Below are 12,282 nucleotides of genomic sequence, written 5' to 3'. Positions count from 1 at the left end.
GGGAATGTATGGAGATATTAAAAATGTTAGGTCAGATACTGCTTCTTGTGCTTGGATTTGTGTTTATGATAAAGGGAGCGGATGTATTTGTAGATGGTGCGTCTAAAATAGCTGTCAAATGCAACATACCAGAGATGGTAGTTGGCTTAACAATAGTTGCCATGGGCACTAGTGCTCCAGAAGCAGCTGTCAGCATAAAGGCGGCACTTTCGCCTGCGGGAGCCGGGATCACTGTTGGAAATGTGCTTGGAAGCAACATTATTAACATACTTGTCATCCTTGGAGTGACAGCACTCATAGCAGCACTTCCTATAAAGAAAAATACACTTAGGATAGATATACCATTTGTTATCGTGGCATCGATCATGATACTCTGCATGGGATATTTTGATGGTGTGCTCAGCAGACTTGAAGGTGTGATATTCTATGTAGTGTTTATTGGATTTTTGGTATATCTGATCATCAGCGCGAAGAATGGCAACAGCGAGAGTGATTCTATAGAACTCACGGAGAAGGATAAGACTCCGAGACTTATACTGTTTATAATCATAGGATTAGCGCTGGTCGTGGTCGGAAGTAATTTCACTGTAAATGCGGCATCATATATAGCTGGAAAGCTCGGTATGACAGAGAGACTCATAGGTCTTACAATAGTGGCATTTGGCACATCTCTTCCTGAGCTTGTGACATCATGCACAGCGGCAAAAAAGGGGCAGACAGATATTGCCATAGGCAACATAGTTGGAAGCAATATATTCAATATACTTTTCGTTGCCGGAACTACAATGCTCATAACCCCAGTGCAGTTTGAGCAGAACTTCCTGTTGGATGGCATCATGGCAATAGTGGCTGCTGTTCTCCTCTGGGTGTGCAGCGTCAGAAAGAAGAAGCTCACCAGGCCGGGCGGAATAGTGATGCTGGCTGTGTATGCGGTATATTTTGCTTATATTATGTACAAGAATTATATGTAGCAGATATCAAATGAATGGGGTATAGTCATTTATGTGATGATTATGAACCGGAAGAGTTGGTGTGTATAACAAGTCACTATGACAAGGATTATTACAGTATGGATGATTTTTATGATTTAGATGAACTTGATTAGATCTCAATAAAAAATACAGCGTGTAGCGATTGCCGCACGCTGTATTTTTTGTGGATATTTCTTGACTATGGTATGGGTATAACTTATAATCAGATATAGCAATTTAAACCGCAAAACTTTAAAGTTGACACGCTTTGATGTGATAAAGTAAACCGCGGATAAAAAATGTATTGGGAGGATACTATGGTACTCAAAGTTATTATGCTTGTTGTTTTCTTTGCAATCATGCTTGGAGTTGGATTTTACTCGAGAAAACACACAAAGGATGTGAATGGATTTGTTCTCGGAGGCAGAAGTGTTGGCCCGTGGCTCACGGCATTTGCCTATGGAACATCTTATTTCTCAGCGGTTATATTCATTGGATATGCCGGACAGTTTGGATGGAAGTACGGAATTGCTTCCACATGGATAGGAATTGGAAATGCGCTGCTTGGCTCACTGGTGGCATGGGTAGTTCTCGGAAGAAGAACAAGACTGCTCACACAGGAGCTTGACACGAGAACTATGCCGGAGTTCTTCGAGAAGAGATACTCCAGCAAGTCATTGAAGCTTTTCTCGTCGATCATCATCTTCATCTTCCTCATTCCATATACAGCGTCACTGTACAACGGACTTTCAAGACTGTTCGGAATGGCGTTCAATGTTGACTATAAGATATGCGTAATCGTCATGGCTGCCCTTACAGGTATATATGTAATCGTTGGTGGATATATGGCGACTGCTATCAACGATTTCATCCAGGGACTCATCATGCTGGTGGGAATCGTGGCAGTCATATATGCGGTACTCAACAACTATGGTGGACTCACAGGCGCGCTAGACAGTCTGGCAAGGATAAATGATCCTGCAGTGTCAGATACACCGGGTGTATTTGCATCATTCCTGGGACCTGACGTGTTCAATCTGTTTTGTGTCGTCGTGCTGACATCCCTTGGAACATGGGGACTTCCACAGATGGTACAGAAGTTCTACGCCATAAAGGATGAGAGATCCATCAAGACAGGTACGGTTGTGTCGACACTGTTTGCGATCGTAGTTGCCGGCGGATGCTATTTCCTCGGCGGTTTTGGAAGACTGACAGGAACCGATGTTGCTACAGAGGGATTCGATGCCATCATTCCACATCTGCTTGAGAAGCTTCCAGCTGCCCTTATGGGACTTGTGGTCATACTGGTGCTTTCAGCATCTATGTCCACACTTTCTTCGCTGGTCCTTACATCCAGCTCAACGCTCACCATCGACTTTATAAAGCCGGTCATTGCACCGAAGATGGATGAGAAGAAACAGATACTTGTCATGAGGCTCATGCTCGTTATGTTTGTTGCTGTATCGGCTGTTATTGCCATCGTGCAGTACTCAAGCAGGATAACGTTCATAGCACAGCTTATGGGTGTTTCATGGGGGGCTATAGCAGGTGCGTTCCTTGCTCCATTTTTATATGGCTTATACTGGAAGAAGACTACAGTTGCGGCTTGCTGGACATGCTTTATATGGGGAACAGGAATCATGACGCTGAACTTTATAAGCAATACATGGGGATTGTTCAAGTTCCCGGCAGTGATGCAGTCACCTATCAACTGCGGTGCGGTTGCAATGGTGGGCGGTCTCATCATAGTTCCTATTGTGAGCCTGTTCACAAAGAAGCCTGACCAGAAGAAGGTCGAGGATGCCTTCTCATGCTACGAGGAGACGGTTACAGTAGCCCACAGAAAGGCACTTGACTAACATAGATATTACACGGTCTTTACACAAAACTTTGTTGAAAGGCCGTGTTTTTTATGTTAATATTATCAGGCGGTAATGTGCATTTGAGGCATGCTGTAATCTATGTGGCAGGAGGCGCAGGGAATGATCACACTGTACAGAACGGATGACAGAATTTTGAGTGAAATACAGGAATATGGTCCTGGTGCCTGGATAGTCATGACTAAGCCAACAATAGATGAGAGTAAGAGCATAGCCGAGAGGTTTGAGATAGACCTGGCGGATGTCAGAGCCGCACTGGATGACGAGGAGAGCTCACGTGTTCAGGTGGAGGACAACTACACACTGATAATCGTGGATATTCCTTCTATAGAGATAAGAAATGAACGAGAGGCATATACAACAATCCCTCTTGGTATCATACTGGTTGCAGACTGCATCATCACCATATGCGCCGAGGAGACTCCTGTGCTTGAGGCCTTTATGGAGGGCAAGGTGAGAGAGTTCAGCACCAAGAAGAGGATGAGGTTCATGTACCAGATACTCTACAGGAACTGTACCACATACCAGTATTATCTGAGAGTCATGGACAGAAGAAGAACCCTTATTGAGCAGCGTATCCAGGAGGAGACCGAGGATGCGGATCTCATAGATCTTCACGAGCTGGAGTCCAACCTTGTATACTTCGCAACGTCACTGAGGGCGAACGGAGTAGTCCTCGACAAGCTGACCAGATATGGCAGAATCAAGCAGTATCCGGAGGACAAGGAATTGCTTGACGACGTTTTGGTGGAGAATAAGCAGGCTATAGAGATGACACAGATATACAGAGATATCATAAGTGGTACGAGGGAGCTCATGACGACCATCATCAACAACAGACTGAACAACGCCATGAAGTTTCTGGCGGCCATAACCATCGTCATGGCTGTGCCTACAGTTATATCCGGTGTGTATGGAATGAATGTGGGCACGAAGTGGATGCCATTTGCGAATGTACCATATGGATTTGAGATAGTGTGCGGTATAATACTCGTTATAAGTATTGTGATAGCTTTGATATTGAAGAAAAAGAAGATGCTCAAACAGTAGGGCAGATAGAAAAAGGATCACCGGCGGTTTTGTTGCTGCCGGTGGTCCTTTTTTGTGCCTTTGTTATTTGTTGTTGATAGGTATTCCGTTTACCTCGACCTGATCGGATATCTGGATGACGATGCATTTCCTTCCGTCGATCTCCATGGTCTCTACCAGATCAGTTCTCTCAGGATTCACCTTGATGACCACATCAGGAGTCTTTACCTCAAATGTTTTTGTGTTTGCAACATTTGTCGCGTACATGACAGTTGACTTCTCACGCGGTACAACTATGGCCGGTTCATCCTCCGGGTTCTCAGATGGCTGCTCAGGCGGTGCTGCCGCAGCGGTTACCTTCTCGTAGTGGGCGTCAAAATCTGCCATCTTCTCATCTGATACTCCGCTCTCTGCCAGCAGATTCTTTATAGTGTTCTTGGATAGGGTCAGCGGTTCAGGACTGTCCTTTCTCTGCTCTATCATCTCGTTCAGATTGTCGTGTATTGTACGCACCATGTCGTAATTACAGTCATCGCCCAGAGTCTCAGCCACGATCTCCTGGAATACATCTTTCTGCTCGCCCGCTGTTATAGGAAGAGAAGTGCCAAGGATGTTACTTATGAAGCTGTCGTGAAGCTCCTCCGGTTTTTTGGTGTAGTACAGAACGTTGTGGATATCCGTGCTCCTGTCGATAAATGCCGGGAACAGGAAGCCTATGTCCGGCATGTCGACCACCCAGTCGCGGACTCTGTTGTGGAATGTGCTTTCAACGTCGAAGTAGCTGAGTCCCGCCTTGGACAGGTTGACGTGGCAAATGGAGCACATGATATAGTCATACACCTCGTCTGATGCATCGTCCATCATGATGCCGTCGGTTGTCTTGCCCGGAACATCATATGTATCGTGGATGAGCAGTATGAGGTAGTTGCCGGTGTAATCGTAGTTCTCGATGACCTTGTCATAGAACTCATTTATCAGCTCATCGTTCTCAAGCTTGCTCTTCCTGAGTTTATTCAGGAATTCCTGTGTGCCGCCTTCAAACTCCTGTGAGGTAGGAAATGGCATGGTGACAAGATTCTTGCCAATGCTTCCTGATAAAGTCTTTTTCAGTATTTCAAAATATTTGTATGTTTCTTCTTCCGGCATGGTGAGAAACTGTTCGTTGATGGTCGCCACCTTGTTGCAGTCTCCGTCCACGTAGCATCCGCGGATCTTGCTTATGGAGCATTCCTTTGGAGCAAACAGGTGTCTTATCTCAAGTACGTCTTTTTTTGTCATAAATAAAACTCCGTTTCTATATAGTGATATATTTTGCGTTATAACATCTGCAATGACAGACCGCCTCCTAAGTATACCACAAATAATGACAAGTCTTAAAGATATCTTAAACTTTATAATGGTTGTTTCTTAATGGCAGTATGGCGATAATTGAGAACAGGAGGTGATTGTGGTAAGCTAAGGATAAATACGAAAAAGGTGAGGACAAGAAAAATGTACAATATATTAATATGTGACGATGAAAAAGATATAGTATCAGCTATAGAGATATATCTTAAGACAGCCGGGTATTCGGTGTATAAAGCTTACAATGGTATGGAGGCAGTTGATATGGTAAATTCTAATGACATACAGCTTGTACTCATGGACGTCATGATGCCTCAGATGGACGGTATAACAGCCATGGCAAAGATAAGAGAGAGCAGCAATGTGCCGGTTATCATGCTTACGGCAAAGAGTGAGGATACCGACAAGGTGCTGGGACTTGAGGTCGGCGCAGATGACTATGTGACAAAACCATTTAATCCGGTGGAACTTCTGGCAAGGGTAAAGTCCCAGCTCAGGCGTTACATGCAGCTGGGAGGCGGAGAGACACCAAAGGATAAGCTGGTTATCGGAGGTATAGAACTTGACGACAAATCCAAACAGGTCACACTTGACGGTGAACTTATGCCCCTCACCCCGACGGAGTATGACATCCTGAAACTTCTTATGCAAAATGTGGGAAAGGTATTTTCCACGAAGGAGATATATAAGGCGGTGTGGAAGGAGGATCCGATGGGAGCGGAAGGCTCTGTTGCGGTTCATATAAGACACCTGAGAGAAAAGATAGAGATAAATCCATCTGATCCGAGATACATAAAGGTTATCTGGGGAAGAGGATATAGAATGGAGGGACAATAGTGGATAAAACAATTTATAAGATACGAGGAAATGTGTTCTTTAAACTTGGAATATATATTCTTGTGGCGGTGCTGGCATATGGAACGCTGTATACAGGCGGTCTGGTGCTGCAGGGAAGCTACCTTGGAGTGTACAGTGATGATGATCAGGGCGCGACGCCGTATGAGAGACTTGTAAACGATTATGTGGAGGACACAAATGATGCGCTTACCGAAAAGGTGAAGGCTTACATCCAGGATACAAGGTCGCAGCTGGAAAGCATTACAACATATAATCAGCTCGTGAGTGCTGATCATAACGGAGATATGGTTATAACTGCGGATGATGTTTTCCGGAGATTGACCAATGCGGATACAACATCTGCGATCAAGTCGTCATACCGGTATGAGGATATGAGCGAACGAGGTGATATCGGCTATATGCTGACGGCATCCTGCAGTGATGATACAAATGTCAATATCAATAATGGAAAGATAAAAGTAACGACCGGAAATATAAAGCTGATAAACGATGATGCACGGCTGGACGATAATATATATACAAATGATTATGATAGCACGATAGAAGTACCTGTTAAAAGATATATTGTGTTTGACAAACAGAGCGATATGGAACAGGGCGAGCAGTATATCAATGCTCTGCTGGGGAATTATGATCCATATTATGACGAATACATTTATAATGAAGAATATGAAGAAAGTGATACTGTGGAGGCTGATACAGATTCTGTATTGACAGCGGATGGCAAGTCTATTACCAAACAGGATATCATGTATGGCGATTATTATCCTAGCTCAGTTGAAAAACTGTATCTTGATGAAGCAGACGATTCTGGCAGTTCATCTGGAAAGGTCTACTGTCTTGTGCTAAGCTATGATGCATATTCATTTATAAATATCACGGGAAAATGCTATGTGGACGTGGCGGCTGCTGTAGACAACATCAAAGCGTCAAATCCGGAAATGGTTCAATACATTGGAATATGGAGGACGAAGAGCGAGGGGATACTGGCAGGATTTGCAGTCATGTTGCTGCTGTGCATCGTCATGTCAATATTTTCAATGGTCAACGCCGGCGTAAAGACAGGGAAGGAGACGATAACTCTCGGCAGATTTGAGAGGACTCCGACTGAGCTTGTGCTGGCTATGGCAGTATGCTCTGTTGCAGCAGCAGTAGGGATCTGCGTTGAAAGCGGTATTGCATCCATGTGTGTGAACCAGTATAGGAATTACACATTTGTATCAGAGAATATACAGTATATTGCGTTTCTGGTGCCGGTGGCATGCCTATATTCTGTGGCATTGTTTTTCTTTAATAATATAGTCGCTAAGGTGAAGGCGGGAACATTTTTTGCAGACTGTCTGATAATCCGCGCACTGAAGTGGATAGCAAGAAAGACGAAAGCTTGTTTCAGGTATGTGAAAAGTCATATGTCCCTGACGCAGAAGGGCGTATGGGCTTATATAGGTATAACTATAGTAGAGATAATTTTTGTGGCAATCCTGGCAGCAGGCAGCATGAGAGGCCTTCTTTGGGTGGTGATTTATATCATTTTAAAATGGCTGTGCATAGTCGGAATAGTGGCATATCTCATACAGACACAAGAGTTATACAAGTGCGCAAAGGAGATGGCGGAGGGCAATCTGGACAGGAAAGCGGACACAAGCAAAATGTTCTGGGTATTCCGCGCACATGGTGAACACCTCAACCAGATAAGAGACGGCATGTCAAAGGCTGTTGAGGCCAGAATGAAGAGCGAGCATTTGAAGACAGAACTCATAACAAATGTATCCCACGATATAAAGACCCCGCTTACCTCCATAATCAACTATGTAGATCTGCTGCAGAAGGACGATATGGATGAGAAGACAAGACAGGAATATATAGAAGTTCTCTCAAGGCAGTCTGCGAGATTGAAAAAACTCATAGAGGATCTGGTCGAGGCATCCAAGGCATCCACTGGCAATATCCAGATAAACTGGGCAGAGATAGATGCCAATATGCTGCTTGAGCAGGCTGTTGCAGAATATGAGGATAAACTTGCAAATGCCGGGCTTAAGGTCGTATTCACAAGATCAGAGTTGCCGGCAGTCATAAGAGCTGATGGACAGCATCTGTGGAGAGTATTTGATAATCTTCTGTGTAATATAAGCAAATATGCAATGCCGGGGACAAGGGTATATGCATCGGTGATAATCGATGACAGAAAGACCAGGATTGAGTTCAAGAATATATCCAGAGATCCGCTCAATGTGTCCAGTGATGAGCTCATGGAGAGATTTGTCCGTGGAGACAGCTCCAGAAATACGGAGGGAAGCGGACTGGGATTGTCTATTGCAAACAGTCTGTGTACACTGATGGGTGCAAAATTCAGATTGAGCATAGATGGTGATCTGTTCAAGGCAGTTATAACATTTGACTGCGGAACTCCGCAGAAGAAAACCAATCGTTAGAATAATGTGTGATCTGCAGGTTGAATTATGAAAAAATATTAGATTTTAGCACAAAACGTTATTGACAACTAATTTGAGTTAGGGCATACTAACCTTGATGATAATATTATCAACAATCAGAAGGAGGCGTGTATGATGACTAACGAAAGATTAGAGACGGACAAGAAGAGTATAGATGATACAGGTATCCAGCGTACAGAGATGCAGAAAGAGATCGTTATCAGCAGACTCAGGGAAATGGGATGCAGGATAACCAGACAGAGAATGATACTCCTTGACATAATACTCGGGGAAGAGTGTTCTTCCTGCAAGGAGATTTATTATAAGGCGACCAAGCAGGACAGTCGTATAGGCTCGGCTACAGTGTACAGAATGGTGAATACATTGGAGGATATAGGAGCCATCAACCGTAAAAACATGTATAAGGTTGCCTGTGGTGCCAACTGTGGTATAGAGGATGCCTGTGTCATTGAGCTTGATGATTCATCCAGCATTGAGCTTTCGGCCAAAGAGTGGAACAGGATAATCCGTGCAGGACTTATGGCTGGCGGATATATTGAGAATCAGATGGTGACAGGTGTCAATGTAAAGCCTTGTGGCTGTGGCTCATGTTGTTAATAACGAAGGAGATGATCTACAATGGGTGGAACAATATTGGTAGTGTGCATACTGGTGCTTATAGTAGTGGGTGCAGTTATCAGTTCTACAAAGCACTTTAAAGGAGAAGGAGGCTGCTGTGGCGGCGGTGGTTCCGTCAAGGTCAAGGGTGACAAGATAAAGGATGTTGTCGCCGTGAAGACTATTTACATAGAGGGAATGCACTGCAGCAACTGTTCAGATCGTGTACAGAATGCACTGAACAGTCTGAGCCAGGTGAACGCAAAAGTCGACCTCAAGAAGAAGCAGGCTATCGTTAAGCTCGGAAGAGAAGTATCTGATGATGAGCTTAAGAGCTGTGTAGAGAAGTGTGGATACTCAGTAACCGGTATAGGATAAAGTCTTGAATAAAAAATTGTAAAAAATTTTCAAAAAATTGTTGGCAATTCGAATAAGATGTGGTATTATCCATATTGTTGTTGAAAACACAACAGATAAGCGCGAGTGGCTCAGCGGTGGAGCATCTCCTTGCCAAGGAGAGGGTCGCGGGTTCGATTCCCGTCTCGCGCTCTGGATAATTTCCATGTTGCTAAAATTTTAAAAAAGTTGTTGACAGTTTGCTGGCGGTGTGATATTATCCATATTGTTGTTGGTAGCACAGCAGATAAGCGCGAGTGGCTCAGCGGTGGAGCATCTCCTTGCCAAGGAGAGGGTCGCGGGTTCGATTCCCGTCTCGCGCTCTTTTATATTAATTCACACTCAGGATTCAATCCTGATTTTTTTTTGCCCTCAGAAGCGATTGGTAATAAAATTTAAACATTTTTACTATTGAATAAATGACATGTAGTGATATAATCAATCACAATCGTTGAATATCAGAAAAAGTATAATTTTTACGAGGTAATGATTAAATTATGAAAGAGAGACTTAAGAATTTTCATCATTCAGCAGTTTTTATCTGTCTGGTTCTTGCAATTGTTCTGGACGTTGTTCTGGAAGCTCTTGGAAGACATTCGCTGTTTAAGGCGATATCGTATGTGTGGAATCAGCCGCTCATATTTCTGTATAACTGTTCGATCATTTTCTTTACGCTGACACTTTCGCTGCTCATGAGAAAGAGAATATTCGGATACTGCGTTATATCGTTTGCATGGCTGATACTTGGAATCACGAACTGCATAGTTCTGGGATTCAGAATAACGCCATTTTCAGCTATCGATATGCTTATGGCGAGGAATACGATAACTATCATAGACAAATATTTTAATGTATGGCAGATCGTGCTCATAGCTGCGCTTCTGTTCGTTGCGTTGGCAGCCATCATAGTTCTGTTCATAAAATCGCCGACGGTTACGGGCAATATATATAGAACGAGAACGACTGTGTTTATAGTTGCGACATTCTTCTGTGTAATGCTCTTCACCAAGATCGCGCTCAATGCACAGACTATATCAGATAATTTTGCAAACCTTGCAACGGCATACAACAATTATGGATTTGTATACTGTTTCTCAAACAGTGTGGTCGATGTAGGTATAGGACAGCCGAGTGATTACAGCGAGGATAAGATGCTTGAGATAAAGGATGATCTGGACAGTGTTGGCACAACGGATTCAAAGCATGGCAAGGACAAGCCAAACGTTATATTTGTACAGCTTGAGTCATTCATGGATCCGTCATATGTAAAATGCCTCACGTTCAATGAGAATCCTATTCCGAATTTCACAAAGCTGAAGGAGGAATGTACATCAGGATTCCTGACGATGCCGGCGATCGGTGCAGGTACAGCCAATTCGGAATTTGAGGTGCTCACGGGATTTAACGTGGCATATTTCGGTGCAGGTGAGTATCCATATAAGACCATACTTGGCAAGCAGACCATAGAGAGCATGGCGACACAGCTGAAGCTTGATGGTTATTCAACACATGCCATGCACAATCACGATGGTACATTCTATGACAGATACAAGGTGTATAAAAACATGGGATTTGATACATTTACCCCGATGGAGTATATGTACAATCTGGAGCATACTCAGAAGAACTGGGAGAAGGACAATGTCCTTACCGGTGAGATCATGAAGACTCTGTACTCCACCACTGGACGGGATTTCATATTCACCGTCAGCGTACAGGGACATGGAAGATACCCATCAGAGCTTGACGAGGAGAATTACAGTTACCCTATAAAGGTTGCCGGCACAGGCGATGAGAGTCTTGATACACAGTGGACATATTACTGTAACCAGCTCCACGAGATGGACGATTTCATTGGCAAGCTTATAGACAGACTTACGGCGTACGATGAGCCGGTCGTTCTCGTTATGTATGGAGACCATCTTCCTGGATTTGAGATCACAGAGGACGATATAACCAACGGAGACCTTTACCAGACAGAGTATTTTGTCTGGAGCAATATGAAGAACTTCCCGGTTGAGGATGAGGATATAGAGGCATATCAGCTCAGCACAAAGGTGTTTGATATGCTGGGATTTGAGAAGAGCTATGTGCAGAAGTTCCAGTCAAAGTACAAGCCGGGCGATGCAAACTATGATGATGATCTCGAGAACATTGAGTATGATATGCTTTATGGACAGAGATACATGTATCCTGATGGATGGCCATATGAGCCGACGAATATGAAATACGGCATAAGCAAGATCAGGATCTCGGAGATCACAAAGGGCGTGTATGTGCCACCGGTTGATGAAGAAGCGGATTTCACGGCAAATGATGGTTCCGGGGACGGCGAGAGTGCTGAGGAGCCACAGCCTATGAATGGATATTATATCCACGGAAGCAACTTCAATGAATGTACATTTGTGTGGATAGATGATGCCTTTTTGAAGGAGACTATCTATATAGATAGAGATACGCTGTTTCTTCCATATGAGGACTCGTTTGAGGCGGGCAAGGAGATATCCGTGGCGCAGGTCGGAGACGACAGTATAGATTTCGGAGTGGAAGACACTTATGTATATAAGGGAGATCCTGAAGATCCGGAGGACACAGAGACAAATGTGACCACGGAGACGGAAGAACTGCCTTGACAAGAACTATATAATTTGTTAGCATGTTTAAAAAGTTACATCACCCAACGCGATAAGTGTTGGGTGATGTGTTTTCTCTATTAAGGCTAATTGACGTACATAATGAGCACAATGCTCTTAT

Annotated in this window: 9 protein-coding genes and 2 tRNA genes; 10 read left to right on the top strand and 1 reads right to left on the bottom strand. The window is 43.9% G+C overall.

The window, feature by feature from the left end; genetic code table 11:
* The first annotated feature begins 8 nt into the window (after positions 1-8).
* From DW025_RS11765 to DW025_RS11755, 3 genes are all read left to right on the top strand, one after another.
* Positions 9-971, top strand: a complete 963-nt coding sequence (locus DW025_RS11765; protein WP_015533950.1) for a calcium/sodium antiporter — start codon at positions 9-11, stop codon at positions 969-971.
* Positions 972-1,288: 317 nt separating this feature from the next.
* Positions 1,289-2,830: a sodium:solute symporter family protein gene (locus DW025_RS11760; protein WP_117549333.1), complete on the top strand. Its 1,542-nt coding sequence runs from the start codon at positions 1,289-1,291 to the stop codon at positions 2,828-2,830.
* A 123-nt stretch (positions 2,831-2,953) separates the two neighbouring features.
* Positions 2,954-3,901 (top strand): magnesium transporter CorA family protein, encoded by a 948-nt coding sequence (locus tag DW025_RS11755; protein ID WP_117549331.1) that lies wholly within the window; start codon positions 2,954-2,956, stop codon positions 3,899-3,901.
* A 63-nt stretch (positions 3,902-3,964) separates the two neighbouring features.
* On the opposite strand, the gene DW025_RS11750 is transcribed toward DW025_RS11755, so the two are convergent.
* Complete coding sequence (locus DW025_RS11750) at positions 3,965-5,158, bottom strand: DUF4317 domain-containing protein (protein WP_120000046.1); 1,194 nt, start codon at positions 5,156-5,158, stop codon at positions 3,965-3,967.
* A gap of 213 nt (positions 5,159-5,371) precedes the next feature.
* Here DW025_RS11750 and DW025_RS11745 point away from each other — a divergent pair, with 213 nt between their 5' ends.
* From DW025_RS11745 to DW025_RS11715, 7 genes are all read left to right on the top strand, one after another.
* Complete coding sequence (locus DW025_RS11745; RefSeq protein ID WP_117549467.1) at positions 5,372-6,061, top strand: response regulator transcription factor; 690 nt, start codon at positions 5,372-5,374, stop codon at positions 6,059-6,061.
* Entirely contained in the window at positions 6,061-8,514 is a 2,454-nt protein-coding gene (locus DW025_RS11740; RefSeq protein WP_120000044.1) for a sensor histidine kinase, read from the top strand. Before DW025_RS11745 ends, DW025_RS11740 begins: the two co-directional genes overlap by 1 nt.
* Before the next feature lie 135 nt (positions 8,515-8,649).
* Positions 8,650-9,132: a transcriptional repressor gene (locus tag DW025_RS11735; protein ID WP_117549327.1), complete on the top strand. Its 483-nt coding sequence runs from the start codon at positions 8,650-8,652 to the stop codon at positions 9,130-9,132.
* Positions 9,133-9,153: 21 nt separating this feature from the next.
* Positions 9,154-9,510, top strand: coding sequence for a heavy-metal-associated domain-containing protein (locus tag DW025_RS11730; RefSeq protein WP_117549325.1), 357 nt, complete (start codon positions 9,154-9,156; stop codon positions 9,508-9,510).
* A gap of 99 nt (positions 9,511-9,609) precedes the next feature.
* Positions 9,610-9,681, top strand: a tRNA-Gly gene (locus DW025_RS11725).
* 98 nt (positions 9,682-9,779) lie between these two features.
* A tRNA-Gly gene (locus tag DW025_RS11720) sits at positions 9,780-9,851 on the top strand.
* A gap of 174 nt (positions 9,852-10,025) precedes the next feature.
* Positions 10,026-12,161, top strand: coding sequence for an LTA synthase family protein (locus DW025_RS11715; protein WP_120000042.1), 2,136 nt, complete (start codon positions 10,026-10,028; stop codon positions 12,159-12,161).
* Positions 12,162-12,282 lie beyond the last annotated feature (121 nt).

The organism is Coprococcus sp. AF38-1 (assembly GCF_003603945.1).
GTDB classification, from domain to species: domain Bacteria; phylum Bacillota; class Clostridia; order Lachnospirales; family Lachnospiraceae; genus Coprococcus; species Coprococcus aceti.
The sequence above is the reverse complement of the archived record's forward strand: the minus strand, read 5'-3'. Positions and strand labels throughout refer to the sequence as shown.